Source organism: Micromonospora sp. NBC_00898 (assembly GCF_045207895.1).
Classification (GTDB): domain Bacteria; phylum Actinomycetota; class Actinomycetes; order Mycobacteriales; family Micromonosporaceae; genus Micromonospora.
In genome coordinates, this window is sequence record NZ_CP108775.1 from 5,603,797 (window position 1) to 5,620,943 (window position 17,147).

Here is a 17,147-nt window from a genome sequence, read left to right on the forward strand (position 1 = left end):
CCGGCCGGCCGGGACGCGTCGGGCGTCCCGGCCGGCCGGGGGTCGGTGGGTCGCACGGTCACCGACGGGTCACGCGGGCACCTTGGCGGTGCCGTCGACGATCGCCCTGAGCAGGTCGACGACGCGCGGGCCCCAGCGCGAGGCGATGTCGTCGTCGAGGGCGACGATCTGGTTGTTCTTCACCGCGGTGACGCCGGCCCAGCCGCTGCGCGCCTTGACGGTGTCGGGGTTCTGCTTGCAGCACTTGGTGTCGGCCAGGAAGACGAAGTCCGGGTTGGCCTTGACGATGACCTCCTGGGAGAGCTGCGGGTAGCCGCCGTTCTTCCCGTCGGCGTCCGACGGGTCGGCGATGTTCTCCAGGCCGGCCATCGCGTAGATGGAGCCGATGAAGGTCTTGCTGGTCGCGCTGTACAGCTCCGGGCCCAGCTCGTGGTAGTAGGTCAGCTTCTTCGCCCGCTGCGGCAGGTCCTTGGTCAGCGCGGCGATGTCGTCCTTCATCTTCCTGGTGACGTCGGCCGCCTCCGCCGGGTGGCCGGTGAGCGCGCCCAGGTCGGTGATCTCTCGGTACGTGTCGTCGAGCGTGGTGGCCGCGGGGATGAGCAGCACCGGGATCTTCAGCGTGGTGAGCTGGTCGACGATCTTGTTGGTGTCGTTGGAGAGCACCACCAGGTCGGGGCTCTTGCCGGCGATCGCCTCGGCGTTCGGCTGGAAGCCGGACAGGTCGCTCTTCGGCGCGTCGGCCGGGTAGTTCGACTGGTCGTCGACGGCGGTGACCTGCTTGCCGGCGCCGACGGCGAAGAGCATCTCGGTCGCGGTCGGCGCGAGCGAGACGATCTTCTCGGGGCGCTTCTCCAGGGTCAGCTTGCCGACGGTGACCGGGAAGGCGGCGGCCGCCGGGCTGCCGCCGGCGGCGGGGGTGTCGGTAGAGGTCTTCTCGGCGCAGGCGCCGAGGGCCAGCGCGGCCACCGCGAGGGTCGCGGCGAAGAGCCGGGGGGTACGTCTGGACATGGATCCTCCTGTCGGTCGAGGAGTGTGGTGCTTCGCCGACAGGGACCGCCTTCGCGTGCCCGTCCGCGAGGCGCCCTTCCTCGAGAGCGCGTGTCGCGACCGTGCCGCAGGCGACCTGGCTCGTCCCCACACATGTCGGCGTCGGCCGGGGCCGACACCGTGCGGGGCATCACAGTTGCGGGACAGCGCCGGTTTCACACCGGCTTCGCTGCGGGTTGGTCGCTGTCACGGTAGCGCACGAGCAGCGGAGATCGTCCGGACGGGAGGGGTGGGTGGGGCCCCGGCGGGGATGGAACCGGGGCCAGCCGGATCCTCACACCGGCAAAGATTTTCCATCGTTTGATGTCTTCCGAAACTTCCTTCCAGACGGGACAGTGAACGGCAAGGAAGCCGCACACCCGTGGAGCTGCCATGGTCACCACACCGCTGCGCGCCGTCGCCCTCGCCGGCGTCACCGCGCTCACCCTCCTCGGCGCCACCGCCCCCGCCACGGCCGCCAAGCCGGCCACCGGGACCGTCGTCCACGACGAGCAGATCACCTGGCAGGGCTGGTCCGGCGCCACCCTGTCCGCCGGCGCCACCGCCGGCACCACGGTCACCGCCGCCGGTCTCACCCTCGGCACCCCGGTCGGCACCACCCTCTACCGGGACCCGCACACCAGCACCAAGCGCACCTGGGCGTACGGCACCTGGACCTCGCCGCTGACCGAGGTCGGCTTCGGCGCCAGCGAACTGGTCGCCTCCTGGAACGCCGACACCCCCGCCGGCACCTGGATCCAGGTCGAACTCCAGGGCACCTACACCACCGGCACCCAGACCCCCTGGTACGTCATGGGGCGCTGGGCCTCCGGCGACGCCGACATCAAGCGGACCAGTGTCGACAAGCAGCGCGACAAGACCTCGAGCATCTGGACCGACACCTTCGCCGTCGACGACCCGGCCGCCGGGGTGCTGCTGCGGGCGTACCAGCTCCGGCTGACCCTCTACCGCGACCCGGCGCAGACTGCCGCCCCGGTCGTCCGCTCGCTCGGCGCGATGAGCTCCAACGTGCCCGACCGGTTCACCGTCACCCCCAGCGCCGGCCACATCGCCTGGGGCACCGAACTGGCCGTCCCCCGCCACTCTCAGGAGATCCACGCCGGCCACTACCCCGAGTACGACGGCGGCGGCGAGGCCTGGTGCTCGCCGACCTCCACCGAAATGGTGGTCGAGTACTGGGGCCGGGGGCCGTCCGCGGCCGACACGTCCTGGGTGGACCCCAGCTACCCCGACCCGACGGTCAACCACGCCGCCCGGATGACCTACGACTACCAGTACGACGGCGCCGGCAACTGGCCGTTCAACACCGCGTACGCGGCCAGCTTTCCCGGGCTGGAGGCGAAGGTGACCCGGCTGCACTCCCTGGACGAGCTGGAGCACTTCATCGCCGCCGGCATCCCCGTGGTGACCAGCCAGTCCTTCCTCGCCAGCGAGCTGGACGGCGCCGGCTACGGCACCTCCGGGCACCTGATGGTGGTGGTCGGCTTCACCGCCACCGGCGACGTGATCGCCAACGACCCCGCCTCGCCCGACAACGACGCCGTGCGGCACGTCTACTCCCGGGCCCAGTTCGAGCAGATCTGGCTGCGGACCAAGCGGACCACCGCCAGCGGCGGCATCGGCAGCGGCTCCGGCGGCATCGTCTACCTGATCAAGCCGACCGGGGTGGCCTGGCCGCAGGTGCCGGGCTCCACCAACTGGTGACCGGCTCCCCACCGATCGACACCCTCTGAAGCTCCGGCCGCCGGACAGCGGCCGGCAGAAAAGTCCCACCCGCCTCACCCAGCGGAGTTCACATGATCAAGAAAACCCTGCGCGCGGTCGCCTTCGCCGGCGTCACCGCACTCGCCCTGCTCGGCACCAGCGCACCCGTGCACGCCGACAACAACCTGCCCGTCGTCGCGCACGACGAGCAGATCACCTTCCAGGAGTGGTCGTCGCACCCCGACTGGCGTACCGGCACCCACCAGGGGACGTACGCCATCCCCGGCCACCGCACCGGCATCACCATCGGCCAGCCGGCCGGCACCACCGAGTTCACCGACGAGCACACCGGCGCCACCCGCAGCTGGGAGTACGCCACCTGGACCTCCCCGCGCCGGGAGATCGGCTTCGACGCCACCGAACTGGTCGCCTCGTGGAACGCCGAGACGCCCGCCGGCACCTGGCTCCAGGTCGAACTGCAGGGGACGTACAACACCGGCAACCAGACCCCCTGGTACGTGATGGGTCGCTGGTCCTCCGGCGACCAGGACGTCAAGCGGGCCACCCTGGACGGTCAGGGTGACCCCTGGTCGAGCATCTGGACCGACACCTTCTCCATCGACGACGCCAAGGCCGGGGTGCTGCTGCGGTCGTACCAGCTGAAGCTCACTCTCTACCGCGCGCCCGGTCAGACCGCCTCGCCGCGGGTCTGGATGCTCGGCGCGATGAGCTCCAACGTGCCGGACCGGTTCACCGTCACGCCGAGCAAGGGCGGCATCGCCTGGGGCACCGAACTGCCCGTGCCGCGCTACTCGCAGAACATCCACAGCGGGCAGTACCCGGAGTTCGACGGCGGCGGTGAGGCCTGGTGCTCGCCCACGTCCACCGAGATGGTGGTCGAGTACTGGGGCCGCAAGCCCGCGGCCGAGGACACAGCCTGGGTCGACCCGAGCTACGCCGACCCCACCGTCGACCACGCCGCCCGGATGACCTACGACTACGAGTACGAAGGCGCCGGCAACTGGCCGTTCAACACCGCGTACGCGGCCAGCTTCCCGGGCCTGGACGCGCGGGTCGCCCGGCTGCACTCGCTGGACGAGGTGGAGCGCTTCATCAAGGCCGGCATTCCGGTCGTCACCTCGCAGTCCTTCCTCGCCAGCGAACTGGACGGGGCGAACTACGGCACCTCCGGCCACCTCTTCGTGATCGTCGGCTTCACCGCCGACGGTGACGTGATCGTCAACGACCCCGCCTCGTCCTCGGACGCGGTGGTGCGCAACGTCTACAAGCGGGCGCAGTTCGAGCAGATCTGGCTGCGGACCAAGCGGCACCGGGCGAACGGCACAGTCGCCAGCGGCTCCGGCGGCATCGCGTACCTGATCAAGCCGGCCGACCGGCCCTGGCCGGTCGTGCCGGGCTCCACCAACTGGTAGGACCCGACGGCGACGGGCCCGGCGCGATCCCGCCGGGCCCGTCGTCTTTCCTGGTCTCAGCGCGGTCCGGGCGTCCCGGCCAGCCGGTCGATCGCGGCCGCGTCGCGGCGCCGGCGGAGGATCGTGGTGACCACGAGGCCCACCCAGCCGACCGCCGCGAGCGCCGCGGCCACCGTGAACCCGGTGACCAGCAGCCAGGTCGACCCGCCCGCGGTGGCGAAGACGCCCTTGCCGGCCCCGGTGTCCCGGGCGGGAGTCGTGCCGCCCTGGGCCAGCCCGTCGGGGGCGTCGTAGAGGATGACGTGCTTGCGGGACGCGCCGCCCGCGTCCGGCACGAAGTCGCCGTACCAGGTGCAGTTGCGGCGGCCGCACCGCTCGCTGACCGCGGTGAACATGCCCGCCGCGCCGCCGCCGGACTTCGCCTGCCAGACCGGGGCGAGGTCAGGCGCCGCGAAGGCGAACCCCATGACGGCGATGACGGGGAGGCCGACCCAGAGGAAGAACTTCAGCCGCCAGTCACTGATCTTCTGCAGCATGGTGGCCGACCCTAGCGTGACCGGAGCCCTCGCGCTGCCCCGTCGGGCGGCGGCTCACCGCTGCCGGTCGCCCGGCTCACCGTCGGCGGGTCCGTCCGCGGCGGACTGGTCGTCGCCCGCCAGCGCGGAGCGGAGCCGCTCCTTCTCCGCGCGGCGGCGTTCCGACGCCTCGGCCATCTCGCCGGCCATCTCGTCGCGCCAGCCCTTGAGCAGGAAGAACGAGAGCGCGGCGGAGAACACCAGCGCCAGCATCAGCCGCAGGAACATGTTCATCTCGACGAACCAGAGGGCCGCCAGCACGCCGACGAACAGCCCGATCCGGCCCAGCGTGTACTTGACCGCCGCGCTCACGTTCGCACTCCGTTCTCCGCCGCCCGGGTTCCCGGTGCGGGAGGTTCAGCCCGTCCGGCGGGCCAGCCAGTGGACGCCATGAAACCAGATCACCGCGTACGCCAGGGTGAAGACCGCTGCGGCGAGCGCGCCGGACACCAGCGGCGGCAGCCCGGCGGCCAGACCGGCGGCCAGCAGCCCGGCGAACACCCCGACCGCCGCGGCGACCAGCACGGCGATCACCCGGGCCGCGCCGAACTCCCAGGCCCGGAAGTCGTCCCAGAACAGCCAGAGCGGCAGGATCACCGCCAGCCAGCCGTTGGTCCGGCCGAAGCCACCGGCACCCATCGAGGCGAACGCCCACTCGAAGAGCACCAGCGCCAGCACCCCGATCACCAGACCGGCGAGGCTCACCCCGAGCAGGTCACCCAGGGTGAGGATGCGTCCCTGGGCGTCCCGCCGGGGGAAGGCGGCGCGCTGCTGCTGAGGCTCCGTCATCGGCCCGGCGTCAGGCCCAGACCTGCTGCGGCTCGGCGCGCCGTTCGGCCAGCGACGGCGCCTTGTCGTACTCCCGGACCACGTTGTAGCGGGTGTCCCGCTCGACCGGCTGGAAACCGGCGTCCCAGATCAGGTGCAGCAGGTCGTCCCGGTGCATCGTGTTCGGGGTGCCGTACGAGTCGGCGTCGTGGGTGATCTTGTATTCCACGACGGAGCCGTCCAGGTCGTCCACACCGAAGTTGAGCGAGAGCTGGGCGACCGAGAGGCCGTGCATCACCCAGAAGTTCTTGAGGTGCGGGACGTTGTCGAAGAGCAGCCGGGAGACCGCGAAGGTCTTCAGCGACTCGGCCGGCGAGGCCATCGTGGTCTGCGCCTGGATCCGGTTACGGATCTTGCCGTCCGCGGAGTCGACGAAGTCGTGCTGGTAGCGCAGCGGGATGAAGACCGCGAAGCCGCCGGTCTCGTCCTGCAGCTCGCGCAGCCGCAGCACGTGGTCCACCCGGTGCCGGGGCTCCTCGATGTGGCCGTAGAGCATCGTCGACGGGGTCTTCATGCCCTTCGAGTGGGCCAGCCGGTGGATCCGCGACCAGTCCTCCCAGTGGCAGGCGTGGTCCACAATGTGCTGGCGGACCTCCCAGTCGAAGATCTCCGCACCGCCACCGGTCAGCGACTCCAGGCCGGCGTCCATCAGCTCGTCGAGGATCTCGTCGGCGCTCAGGCCGCTGATCTTCTCGAACCACTGCACCTCGGTCGCGGTGAAGCACTTGAGCTTGACGTTCGGCAGCGCCGCCTTCAGCTCCCGCAGCACCTTCGGGTAGTAGCGCCAGGGCAGCGTCGGGTGCAGGCCGTTGACGATGTGCAGCTCGGTGAGCTGCTCGTCCTCCATCTCCTTGGCCTTGCGGACGGCCTCGTCGATGCGCATCGTGTACGCGTCCTTCTCGCCCGGCTTGCGCTGGAAGGAGCAGTACGCGCACGAGGCGGAACAGACGTTCGTCAGGTTGAGGTGCCGGTTGACGTTGAACATCACCCGGTCGCCGTTCAGCTCGGTGCGCTTGTGGTGGGCCAGCCGGCCCAGCCAGGCGAGGTCGTCGCTGCCGTAGAGGGCGATCCCGTCCTCACGGGTCAGCCGCTCACCCGCGTACACCTTCGCTTCGAGCTCGCGCTTGAGTCCGGCGTCCATCGAAAGCCACGTCCCTTCCACCTGCGGTCCCGGTCGAGCGTACGTCGGTGCTCCGACGAACCGGCGGGCCGGTCAACCCCAGCGACGTACTTCACCGGACTCTCAGCTCGTCGTCACCCTCCGCGCATCGACATCCCTGCGTCCGTGAGGTAAGACAGGGTGGGGCGGAACACACCCACTGGTACCGTCCCGGATCACCGCGCCCAACAGAGCGCGGAACACGCCAGACCGGACGGGGAGCGGAATGGTCGACAGCGCACAGGGCCGACGGCAACGACGCGGGAGTCCGGTGATCTCGCCGGTGCTGCGTCCGGCGCTCTGGTCCGCGCTGCTCGGAGCGGTGGCCGCCGCCGCGCTGGCCACCCCGGCCTGGGCCGAGCCGCCGCTGCCCGACACCATCCCCGACATCGGCAAGCGGCCGGTCGCCGCCGGTGACCTGCGGCTGCCCAGCTCGGTCCCGGGCCTGCCCGGCGTCGGCACGCCCGGCGCTCTCGGCACGACACCCGGCGCGGCGACCGCCAGCCCGGGCGACGGCCCGCTCATCGCGCAGATCAACGCGTCCGACGCGCTGGTCGGCCAGCTCGGCGACGACCTGCTCGAGGTCAAGGGCCAGCGGGACGAGGCGCAGGCTCAGCTCGCCCTCGCCGCCACCGAGCTCCAGCGGGCGCACGAGGCGCTCCTGCGGGCGCAGGAGAGCGCCAAGGCCGCCGCCGCGGACGCGGTCAAGGCCGCCGCCGCGCTGCCGCCCGGCGAGTTCGGCGCCGACCTGCACGACTTCAGCACGCTGCAGCGGATCACCCGCGGCGACAAGGCCGAGGGCGCCACCACGGCGGTCGCCGGCGAGGTCGCCCGGGCCACCGCCGCCGAGCAGATCGCCCGGGAGGCGCACGCCGCCGCCGAGGCGCGGGTCCAGGACCGCAACGCCGCGTACGTGAAGGCCGAGGCGGACCTGCACCGGCAGGAAGCCACGTTGCTCAAGCTGCGCAAGGACAACGCCGCGCGGCTGCTCGAGATCGAGAAGCGCGAGGACGCCGCCGAGCAGCGCATCGGCACGTCGTACGTGAGCAGCCAGAGCGTCAGCGGGCTGGTCGCCGACCCGCGGGCGCTGGCCGCAGTGCGGTACGCCCTGGCCCAGCGCGGCGACGACTACCTCTGGGCGGCGGAGGGGCCGGACCGGTTCGACTGCTCCGGACTGATGCTCGCCGCGTACCTGTCGGCCGGTTATCACGACCTGCCCCGGGTCTCCCGGGACCAGTACTACGCCACCCGCTCCCGCACCGTGGACCCGAACTCCCTGCTCCCGGGCGACCTGCTCTTCTTCGCCTCGGGCAGCAGCTGGCAGAGCATCCACCACGTCGCGATGTACATCGGCGGCGGCAAGATGGTCGAGGCGCCGCGGACGGGCGACGTCGTCAAGATCTCGGTCGTCCGGTGGACCCGGCTCTACGCCGCCACCCGGGTCGTCGGCGCGGTGCCCGGCCCGACCGTCCCGGTGCCAATCCCGACCGGGACGACCACCCCGCCGAGCACGACGCCGAAGCCGACCCCGACGCCCAGCCGGACGGCCACCCCGAAGCCGACCCGCACGGCGACGCCGAAGCCCACGACCACCAAGCCCAGCCCCACCACCAGCCCGTCGACCTCGCCGTCGCCCAGCACCTCCCCGTCGCCGTCGCCGTCGCCGAGCCCGTCGTCCACCTCGCCGTCCACGGCGCCCAGCTCGACGACGAGCACCGAGCCCGCCCCGGTGACGAGCAGCGCCGCCCCGGCCGACAGCTCCGCGGAGGCCACCTCGGGCAGCCCGAGCGCCAGCAGCTGACCGCAACCGTCCACTCCGGCTGTGCTGCCGGCCCGGAATGTGGCACGGTGAGATCCAGGCACTCCCGGGCCGCCCACCGCGGTCCGGGTGCGAGCGTGGGCGCGGAGGCGAGCATGGGCGAGCTAGAGGTTCCGGCGGGGACGGTCCATCCGGGATCCGTGCCCGGCTCCACCGACCGGCCGGCCGATCCCGCAGCCGTCCGGTCGACGGACGACCCGGCGGACGACGAGAGCCCGGCGGCCATGAGCACCGGCATGGCCCGCGGTCGGGTCAGCGTCGCCGCCGCCGCGCCGCCGGACGGCGAACGGCCCGTCGCACCGGTCACCGCCACCACCTACCGGGCGGGCAGCCCGGCCGAGCCGCTGGACCGGCGTCAGCCCGGCGCCTCGGTCACGCCGCCCTCGACGTGGTCCGGCTTCGCCGCCGCCGAGCGGCCCGCCGACCCCGACCCGGACCGGTCGGCCGCCCCCGCCCCAGCTGCCTCCCGGCCCGCGCCGGTCGCCTCCGGACCGGCCCCGGCCGCCCCGGACCGCGCTCTGGACGCCTCCGCGCCCGCCCCGGCCGCCTCCGGATCGGCGCGGGTCGCCTCCGCACCCGCGCCGCAGGACTCCACGCCGGGCCCGGCGGTGCCCGAGCCACGCGACGCGGTCGACACGGCACCCGCCCGGGCCAGCGCCGCCGTGCCGGGGGTGCGCCGGATCTCCGCCGACGAGGCGGGGGCCGCCGGCGCCGCGGTGGCGGCCAGGGCCGGCGGCACCAAGATCTACCGGGCGGGGCCGGTGAACCCCGAGCCGCCCGAGCCCGCCCAGCCACCGGAGCCCGCCCAGCCCCCGGCGCCGCCCACGCCGGAGCCCGAGCCGGCCCCCACGCCCGTACCGGGACCGACGCCACCCTCCCCGGCGCCGCCCGTGCCGGCACCGACGCCACCTGCCCCGGTGCCGCCGGTGCCCGCCCCACCGCCGGTCCCCGCGCCACCGCCGGCTCCCCGGCCGACGCCGCCCGGGCCGATCCCCCCGCTTCCCGGGCCGCCGGTGCCGCCGCCCGGCCCGCCGGTGCCCGCGCCACCGCCGCCGCCGGGCCCGATGCCCGCCCCGCCGTTCCCGCCCCCGCCCGCCATGGCCGCCCCGGCGGGCGGGCCGGTCTCCGCACCACCGGTGGTGCCGGCGCCCGCGCTGCCGAGCTGGCCACCGTCGACCAACCCCACCGACCAGCGCACTGCGGTGCCTGGCCGCGCCCACCCGTACCCGACCAGTGCGCCGCCGGCCGCGGACCGCCCGGTCGGCGCGCTGCCCGCCGCCGGGCGGCCCGGCCACCTCCCCCACCAGGGCGGCCCGGGCCTGGCCGGCACGGCCTACGCGGGCACGGCCTACGGCGGCACCGAAGGCCCCGGCTTCGCGACTGTGTCGCTCCCGCAGGGCAACCCGCTGGAGAATTCCGGCTCGCTGACCGGGCACATCCTGGCCCAGGGCTGGGCCGAGGACGCCCCGGCGACCCGGTCCAGCAACACGAAGGTGGTGATCGTGCTGGCCGCGTCGCTGGGCCTGCTGATCGCGATCAGCCTGCTGGTGGTCTTCCTGGCCAACGACGCGCTGAGCGGGATGACCGGCAAATGACGCACGGGTGACCGGTCGGCGGGAGCATGGTGAGCCCGCCCACTACGGCCTCGCGGCGCGGTGGCGGCTTCGCCGCGCCGCCGTACACTTGGCTGGATCACTGACCCGGCGCGCCTGTCGCGCGCCCATGGGCGATCTTGCGGGCGATTCGGCGGCGTTCAGCCGCAGCGGGCCATCGCGAAGATGCGCCCCGCTCGAAAGGCATTTCTTGACCACCTTCGCTGATCCCGGCACGTCCCCAACCGCCCCCGACGCCCCGGCCCAGGAGAACCCCGCCGGCGTCGACACCCCCGACTTCGCCACGCTGGGACTGCCCCGGCAGCTCGTCGCCGCGCTGGCCCGTCAGGGCATCACCACCCCGTTCGAGATCCAGCGGGCCACCCTGCCGGACGCCCTCGCCGGCCACGACGTGCTCGGCCGGGGCCAGACCGGCTCCGGCAAGACCCTCGCCTTCGGCCTGCCGATGATCGCCCGGCTCGCCGAGCGCAACCGGGCCCGCCCGCTGCACCCCCGGGCCCTGGTCCTGGTGCCCACCCGGGAACTCGCCATGCAGGTCAACGACGCGCTGATGCCGCTCGGCAAGGCCGTCGGCATCTTCCTCAAGACCGCCGTCGGCGGTGTGCCGTACGACCGGCAGATCGACGCGCTCCGCCGGGGCGTGGAGATCATCGTTGCCACCCCGGGCCGGCTCGGCGACCTGGTCTCCCGCGGCGTCTGCAACCTGGACGACATCGAGATCACCGTGCTCGACGAGGCCGACCAGATGGCCGACATGGGCTTCCTGCCGGAGGTCACCGAGCTGCTGGCGAAGACCCCGGCGGACGGCCAGCGGCTGCTCTTCTCCGCCACCCTGGACGGCGACGTCGACTCGCTGGTCAAGCGGTTCATGACCGACCCGGTCACCCACTCGACCGCCCCGTCGACCGCGTCCGTGTCCACCATGGACCACCACCTGCTGCTGATCCCGCCGCACGACAAGTTCGCGGTGGCCGCCTCCATCGCGGCCCGCTCCGGCCGGACGATGCTGTTCGCGCGTACCCAGCTCGGCGTGGACCGGCTGGTCGAGCAGCTCGCCGCGGTCGGCGTACGCGCCGGCGGGCTGCACGGCGGCAAGACCCAGCGGATGCGCACCAAGACCCTGGCCGAGTTCCGCGAGGGCCGGATGAACGTGCTGGTCGCCACCGACGTGGCGGCCCGCGGCATCCACGTCGACGGGGTCTCGCTGGTGCTGCACGTCGACCCGCCGAAGGACCCGAAGGACTACCTGCACCGGGCGGGACGTACCGCCCGGGCCGGCGAGTCGGGCGCGGTGGCCACCCTGGTGCTACCGAAGCAGCGCCGGACCACCCTGGCCATGCTGGAGAAGGCCGGCGTCGCTCCGGAGGAGACCCGGGTCCGGGTCGGTGACCCGGCCCTCGCCGAGCTGACCGGCGCCCGCGAGCCCAGCGGGGTGCCGGTGCGCGAGGAGCCGCAGGAGCACCGCCGCTACGGCGACCGTCCGTCCGGCCCGCGCCGCTTCGGCGACCGGGACGGCCGTGGTGAGCGCCGGTTCGGCGACCGGGGCGACCAGCGCTTCAGCCGCTCGTCCGGCGAGCGCCGCTACGGCGACCGGCCGACGGGTGAGCGGCGCTACGAGGACCGTCCGTCCGGTGAGCGGCGCTACGGCGACCGGCCGACGGGTGAGCGGCGCTACGAGGACCGTCCGTCCGGCGAGCGCCGCTACGAGGACCGTCCGACCGGCGAGCGGCGTTACGAGGACCGCGCTCAGGGCGAGCGGCGCTTCGGCGACCGGGACGCCCGGGGTGAGCGCGGGTCGGGCGAGCGGGGCGGCGACTTCCGCTCGGCGGACCGCCGGGGCGGGTTCCGTCCCGAGGCGCGGGGCCGGGACGACCGGCCACGCGACGACCGGCCGCGGGACGACCGGCGGGGCTTCGGCGGGCGACCGCCGGCGCGTACCCACTGATCTGACGCCGGGACGCCGCCGTGGAGCACCCGCTCCGCGGCGGCGTTTCCACATCCCGTGCCGGTGTCCACGCCGTCGCGTAACGTCCGGTTCATGCCGACCATGCCGAAGTCGCTCTTCTGGACCAGGACGGACACCGCGGGGGCCGAGTACGTCGGGTTCGACGACCGTCAGGGGCTGACCGCGAGGGGCACCGCGCTGGCGGTGGACCCGATTCCGTACACCTGCCGGTACCAGCTCACCGTCGGCCCGGACTGGGCGGTCGCCTGGCTGGAGGCGGAGGCCGAGGGCGCCGGCTGGTCGCGGAGCGTACGGCTGGAACGCGCCGCGGACGGCTGGCGGGTGCGGACCGGCGAGGAGGGTGACCTGGACGCGGCGTTGCGCGCGGCCGGGCACGCCCCGGCCGGGCTGCCGGGCACGGACGACCCGGACCGGCTGGCCGACGCGCTCGACATCGACCTGGGCGGCTCGCCGCTCTTCAACACCCTGCCGGTACGCCGCCTCGGGTTGAGCCGGGCGCCGGCCGACCAGGCCCGCCGGGTGACCGTGGCGTGGGTGCTGGTGCCGAGCCTGGTCGTGGTCCCCGCCGAGCAGACCTACACCCCGCTCGGGCCGGCCCGGGTGCGGTTCGCCAGCGACTCCTTCACCGCGGACCTGACCGTCGATCCGGACGGCTTCGTGGTGCGCTACCCGGGTCTCGCCGAACGGGTCGACCCCCGCTGATCCGGGGTCGGCCGGTCAGGCCGGCCAGCCGCCGGTGGTCAGGAAGCGGTCGATGGTGGCCAGGTGCGGGGTGAGGTCCAGTCCTTGCCGGGCCACCCAGTCGTCGGCGTAGTACGTGTCGGCGTAGCGGTCCCCGGCATCGCAGATGAGGGTGACCACCGACCCGGTCCGCCCGGCGGCCAGCATCTCGGCGATCAGCCCGAACGCGCCCCACAGGTTGGTGCCGGTCGAGCCGCCGACCCGGCGGCCGAGCAGGGCCGAGCCGGCCCGCATGGCGGCCAGCGACGCGGCGTCCGGTACCTGGACCATCCGGTCCACCACCGAGGGCAGGAAGGATGCCTCGACGGACGGCCGGCCGATGCCCTCGATGCGGGAGCCACGGTCGGTCCGCACCGACCAGTCGCCGGCCTGCCAGGCCGGGTAGAAGGCGGAGTTCTCCGGGTCGACCACGCAGAGCTTGGTGGGCAGCCGCCGGTAGCGGGCGTACCGGCCGATGGTGGCGCTGGTGCCACCGGTCCCGGCGCCCACCACCACCCAGGCCGGCACGGGATGCCGCTCCAGGGCGAGCTGCGCGTAGATGGACTCGGCGATGTTGTTGTTGCCCCGCCAGTCGGTGGCCCGCTCGGCGTAGGTGAACTGGTCCATGAAGTGCCCGCCGGAGTCCTCGGCGAGCCAGCGCGCCTCGATCACCACCTTCGCCGGGTCCTGGACCAGGTGGCAGCGGCCGCCCTGGAACTCGATCTGGGCGATCTTCTCGGGCGACGTGGAGGCGGGCATGACCGCGATGAACGGCACCCCCAGCATCCGGGCGAAGTACGCCTCGGAGACGGCGGTTGAGCCGGACGAGGCCTCGACGACCGTGGTGTCCGGGCCGATCCAGCCGTTGCACAGCCCGTAGAGGAAGAGCGACCGGGCGAGCCGGTGCTTCAGCGAGCCGGTGGGATGCACCGACTCGTCCTTCAGGTAGAGGTCGATGCCCCACTCCCGGGGCAGCGGGAAGGGCAGCAGGTGGGTGTCGGCGGACCGGTTCGCGTCGGCCTCGACCGTGGCGATCGCCTCGGTCACCCACGTCCGGCCTGCCTCGTCGCACCGGTCGAGATGTGTCACGCCGGCAACGTTACAAGCGAGGTCAGCTGGGGTTCGGCCCGACCCTGCGGCGCTGCCGGCGCTGCCCGGCCCGGCCGGCCGCCCGCACCACCGGCGTCAGCGCGAGCGCCAGCCGGGGCAGCGCGTCGAGGAGCCGGACCTGGGCGCCGCGCCAGCGCGGCAGGCTGACCACGGGCCGCGGCCGGCGGGCCAGCCGCGCGGCCCGTGCGGCCACCCGCTCCGGCGTCAGCATCGACCCGGTGAAGGAGGCCAGCGCACCGGGGTCGTCGAGCCGGTCGTGCAGCATCGGCGTCCAGATCCCGTCCGGGCACAGACATGACACGTGTACGCCCCGGAGCCCGGCCATCCGCAGGTCGGTCAGGGTGCCCAGGCTGAACGCGAGCAGGGCGTGCTTGCTGGCCGCGTAGACCGTCTCGCCCGGGGCGGCGATCAGCCCGGCCAGCGAGACGACGTTGAGCACGTGCCCGCGCCGCTGGGCCCGCATGACCTCCAGCGCGGCGAGGGTGCCGTTCATCGCGCCGAGGGCGTTGATCTCGACCAGCCGGCGACGGGTGGCCGTGTCGTGCGTCCAGGACGGCCCGGTGACCAGGATGCCGGCGTTGTTCACCCAGAGTCCCAGCCCGCCGGGGGCCGCCTGCGCCGCCTCGGCGGCGACCGCGGCGCAGGCCGCCTCGTCGCGGACGTCCAAGGCCCGGGACCAGCCGCCGAGCGGCGCCGCGGCGGCGGCCACGGCGGCGGCGTCCAGGTCGGTCAGGAGCACCCGCCAGCCGTCGGCGTGCAGCGCGGCGGCGATCGCCCGGCCGAGACCGCCTGCCGCCCCGGTCACCACCGCCGCTCCGGCGGGCACGGCCGCTCCGGTCACCCCGGCCGTCCCGGTTCCCACGGCCGTCCCGGTTCCCGCGGCCGTCCCGGGCGCTGGCGTCGTCATCGGCGCACGGTATCGCCGGACTCCCGTCGGCACCAGAGGTGCTGCGCCAGCAGCCCGCCAATCGCGGACGTCGCCCGGTGGGGAAGCCCGGCGTGGGGGCGGGGCGGGGCGAGGTGCGGCGTGCGGCCGGACGGCGGAGGCGCACCTGTTGGTTTCGCCCTATGGGGTGATGTCGTGACGTATCGGCCGGGCACGGGTCGGTGCGGGCTGCGGGCGGCGGACCTGTCGTTCGTGCGCTATGGAGCTGATGTCGTTAACGAATCAGCCGGGCACGAGCGGTCGGTGCGCGGGCGGGCCGGTCGGTGCGCGGGCGGGCCGGTCGGTGCGCGGGCGGGCCGGTCGGTGCGCGGGCGGGCCGGTCGGTGCGCGGGCGGGCCGGTCGGTGCGCGGGCGGGCCGACGCTGACCGGTGATTCGTTGACGACATCAGCTCCAAAGGATGCCGACCTGACACTCCCGGCCACGGCCGGGCCTGGTGGGCGAGGACGGGTCAGGCGGCGGGGAGTTCGATGGGTTGGGGGCGGTTCTCCCACTTGGTCGACAGGGCGATCCCGGTGCGGGTGGAGGCCACGCCCGGGGTGCGGTTCAGCCGGACGATCAGCTGCTCCAGCTCGGCGATCGTGCCCACCCGCGCCTTGAGCAGGAACGACTCGACGCCGGCCATGAAGTAGCAGGACTCGATCTCCGGCATCTGCCGGAACACCTCCAGCACGTCGTCGGTGTCCCCGCCGGAGTCCTCGACGATGCCGATCAGCGCGGTCACGCCGAGCCCGATCGCCTCCGGCTCCACCTCGGCCCGGTACGCCCGGATGACCCCGCTGGACTCCAGCTTGCCGACCCGTTCGTGCACCGCCGGGGCGGAGAGGCCCACCTGGCGGGCCAGCTCGGCGTACGACAGGCGGGCGTTGCCACGCAGCAGTTCCACGAGACTCAGGTCGATCGCGTCCACGGAGAGTGACCCTATCCGTTCGAGCGTAACGCCCGACGCTCGACATCAGTTGAACGTGACGTCACGTACCCATTCACAAACTGATGGTCATGGGAGTTCTTCGCCGGTACCATTTACTAACTTCTCAAGCCGTGCGTTTTTCGCGTTTGGCGGACAGGCCAGGTCGCTGGTGCTGTAATTGCCATACGTCCCTCATGACGGCTCTGGGCTCGCACCAGCCGGGGGCAGTGTGTTCAGCCGGGGGCTTCGTCGACGCGAGGAGGGGGCTGTGGACACTGGAGATCGCCTGCTGACACCGGGTGAGGTCGCCGCGCTGTTTCGGGTTGACCCGAAGACTGTGACGAGATGGGCGGCGGCCGGCCGGATAGGCAGCATCCGGACTCCAGGCGGGCATCGCCGGTTTCGGGAATCCGAGGTGCGGGCCCTGCTTGAGGGGGAGGGCATGCTGGACGAGGCGGAGGACATGGGCAAGGCACGGAACATGGGTCCGACCGCCTCGACCGGCCCCGGACCGGCCAACGCTGGCATGTACTGAGTACGGATCGGCACGCGGACCGGCCTGTCAGGTCCGGTCCGCGTCCCGTTGGGCCGCGGCCAGCTCGCCGGACCAGCGACGGAACAGCGTGTGCGGTACGCCGAGGGCGTCCAGCACCTTGCCGGCCACGAAGTCGACCAACTGCTGTCCCGAGGCGGACGCGCCCGCGCCGTAGAACCCCGGGCTGGCCGGCAGCACGACCGCACCGGCGTCGTGCAGCGCGATGAGATGCTCCAGGTGGCTGCGGGTCACCGGGGTTTCCCGCGGCACCACCACCAGCGGCCGCCGCTCCTTCAGGTTGACCTCGGCCGCCCGCTGCAACAGGTCCTTGGAGAGTCCGATCGCGATGCCCGCGCAGGCCGCCGTGCTCGCCGGCACCACGGCCATGCCGCGTACCCGGTAGGAGCCGCTGCTCGGGCCGGCGGCCAGGTCGCCGGCCGGCCAGTGCCGCACGTTCGCGCCGGTCAGCTCGCGGCCCAGCCAGGCGGCCAGGTCATCGGCCCAGTGCCCGTCCCGGAAGGGGCGCCCGGTCTCGTCGAGAATGGTCAGTCGGGCCGCCCGGGAGACGATCAGGTCCACCGCCTCGCCGGCGTCGAGCAGGCCCCGCACGACGGCTGCCGCGTACGGTGTGCCGGAGGCCCCGGAGACGCCGACCACCCATGGTTCGCGCATAGGACAAGCCTGCCTGGTCGGCAAAGGGGACGGGCGGGCACCCCCCGCCGTACGGTCCGGAGCGTCCCCCTTGTCCCGGGACCACCACCGTTGTCCCGCCGGGTCCACAGT

The 17,147-nt window shown here is 73.5% G+C and carries 16 protein-coding genes and 1 riboswitch; of the genes, 7 read left to right on the forward strand and 9 right to left on the reverse strand.

Going from position 1 to position 17,147, the window contains the following annotated elements; genetic code table 11:
* Positions 1-69: 69 nt before the first annotated feature.
* Positions 70-1,008 carry an ABC transporter substrate-binding protein gene (locus tag OG799_RS27210; protein ID WP_406038854.1) on the reverse strand — a complete coding sequence of 313 codons (939 nt, stop codon included), beginning with the start codon at positions 1,006-1,008 and terminating at the stop codon, positions 70-72.
* 114 nt (positions 1,009-1,122) lie between these two features.
* Positions 1,123-1,212: riboswitch (cobalamin riboswitch) on the reverse strand.
* A gap of 207 nt (positions 1,213-1,419) precedes the next feature.
* Between OG799_RS27210 and OG799_RS27215 the strand changes: the two genes are divergently transcribed.
* The gene (locus tag OG799_RS27215) at positions 1,420-2,751 is read left to right on the forward strand and encodes a peptidase C39 family protein (protein WP_406038856.1); all 1,332 of its coding nucleotides are present in this window, start codon (positions 1,420-1,422) and stop codon (positions 2,749-2,751) included.
* A gap of 92 nt (positions 2,752-2,843) precedes the next feature.
* Positions 2,844-4,184, forward strand: coding sequence for a C39 family peptidase (locus tag OG799_RS27220; protein ID WP_406038858.1), 1,341 nt, complete (start codon positions 2,844-2,846; stop codon positions 4,182-4,184).
* A gap of 56 nt (positions 4,185-4,240) precedes the next feature.
* On the opposite strand, the gene OG799_RS27225 is transcribed toward OG799_RS27220, so the two are convergent.
* Genes OG799_RS27225 through mqnE form a run of 4 tightly spaced genes read right to left on the reverse strand, consistent with a single transcriptional unit; the run spans position 4,241 to position 6,728 of the window.
* A complete protein-coding gene (locus tag OG799_RS27225) occupies positions 4,241-4,720 on the reverse strand; it encodes a hypothetical protein (RefSeq protein ID WP_406038860.1) in 480 nt (159 codons plus the stop codon).
* 54 nt (positions 4,721-4,774) lie between these two features.
* On the reverse strand, positions 4,775-5,071 hold the full coding sequence (locus tag OG799_RS27230; RefSeq protein ID WP_406038862.1) for a DUF4229 domain-containing protein: 297 nt from the start codon (positions 5,069-5,071) through the stop codon (positions 4,775-4,777).
* Between the two features lie 45 nt (positions 5,072-5,116).
* Positions 5,117-5,548: a hypothetical protein gene (locus OG799_RS27235; RefSeq protein ID WP_406038864.1), complete on the reverse strand. Its 432-nt coding sequence runs from the start codon at positions 5,546-5,548 to the stop codon at positions 5,117-5,119.
* A 10-nt stretch (positions 5,549-5,558) separates the two neighbouring features.
* Positions 5,559-6,728 (reverse strand): aminofutalosine synthase MqnE, encoded by a 1,170-nt coding sequence (mqnE, locus tag OG799_RS27240; RefSeq protein ID WP_406038866.1) that lies wholly within the window; start codon positions 6,726-6,728, stop codon positions 5,559-5,561.
* Between the two features lie 244 nt (positions 6,729-6,972).
* Between mqnE and OG799_RS27245 the strand changes: the two genes are divergently transcribed.
* The 4 genes from OG799_RS27245 to OG799_RS27260 all read left to right on the forward strand — a co-directional run bounded on the left by OG799_RS27245 (position 6,973) and on the right by OG799_RS27260 (position 12,846).
* Entirely contained in the window at positions 6,973-8,547 is a 1,575-nt protein-coding gene (locus tag OG799_RS27245; RefSeq protein ID WP_406038868.1) for a C40 family peptidase, read from the forward strand.
* A 113-nt stretch (positions 8,548-8,660) separates the two neighbouring features.
* A complete protein-coding gene (locus OG799_RS27250; RefSeq protein ID WP_406038870.1) occupies positions 8,661-10,160 on the forward strand; it encodes a hypothetical protein in 1,500 nt (499 codons plus the stop codon).
* 208 nt (positions 10,161-10,368) lie between these two features.
* Positions 10,369-12,123, forward strand: coding sequence for a DEAD/DEAH box helicase (locus OG799_RS27255; RefSeq protein WP_406038872.1), 1,755 nt, complete (start codon positions 10,369-10,371; stop codon positions 12,121-12,123).
* Between the two features lie 102 nt (positions 12,124-12,225).
* Positions 12,226-12,846, forward strand: a complete 621-nt coding sequence (locus tag OG799_RS27260; RefSeq protein ID WP_406046421.1) for a putative glycolipid-binding domain-containing protein — start codon at positions 12,226-12,228, stop codon at positions 12,844-12,846.
* Positions 12,847-12,861: 15 nt separating this feature from the next.
* On the opposite strand, the gene OG799_RS27265 is transcribed toward OG799_RS27260, so the two are convergent.
* From OG799_RS27265 to OG799_RS27275, 3 genes are all read right to left on the reverse strand, one after another.
* Positions 12,862-13,953, reverse strand: coding sequence for a PLP-dependent cysteine synthase family protein (locus OG799_RS27265; RefSeq protein WP_406038874.1), 1,092 nt, complete (start codon positions 13,951-13,953; stop codon positions 12,862-12,864).
* A gap of 22 nt (positions 13,954-13,975) precedes the next feature.
* Positions 13,976-14,881 carry an SDR family NAD(P)-dependent oxidoreductase gene (locus OG799_RS27270; protein ID WP_406038876.1) on the reverse strand — a complete coding sequence of 302 codons (906 nt, stop codon included), beginning with the start codon at positions 14,879-14,881 and terminating at the stop codon, positions 13,976-13,978.
* 489 nt (positions 14,882-15,370) lie between these two features.
* A complete protein-coding gene (locus OG799_RS27275; RefSeq protein WP_406038878.1) occupies positions 15,371-15,829 on the reverse strand; it encodes an Lrp/AsnC family transcriptional regulator in 459 nt (152 codons plus the stop codon).
* Positions 15,830-16,097: 268 nt separating this feature from the next.
* On the opposite strand from OG799_RS27275, the gene OG799_RS27280 reads away from it, so the two are divergent.
* Positions 16,098-16,364, forward strand: coding sequence for a BldC family transcriptional regulator (locus OG799_RS27280; protein ID WP_013473529.1), 267 nt, complete (start codon positions 16,098-16,100; stop codon positions 16,362-16,364).
* Between the two features lie 27 nt (positions 16,365-16,391).
* Here OG799_RS27280 and OG799_RS27285 read toward each other — a convergent pair whose 3' ends face one another.
* Entirely contained in the window at positions 16,392-17,036 is a 645-nt protein-coding gene (locus OG799_RS27285; RefSeq protein ID WP_406038881.1) for a UbiX family flavin prenyltransferase, read from the reverse strand.
* Positions 17,037-17,147 lie beyond the last annotated feature (111 nt).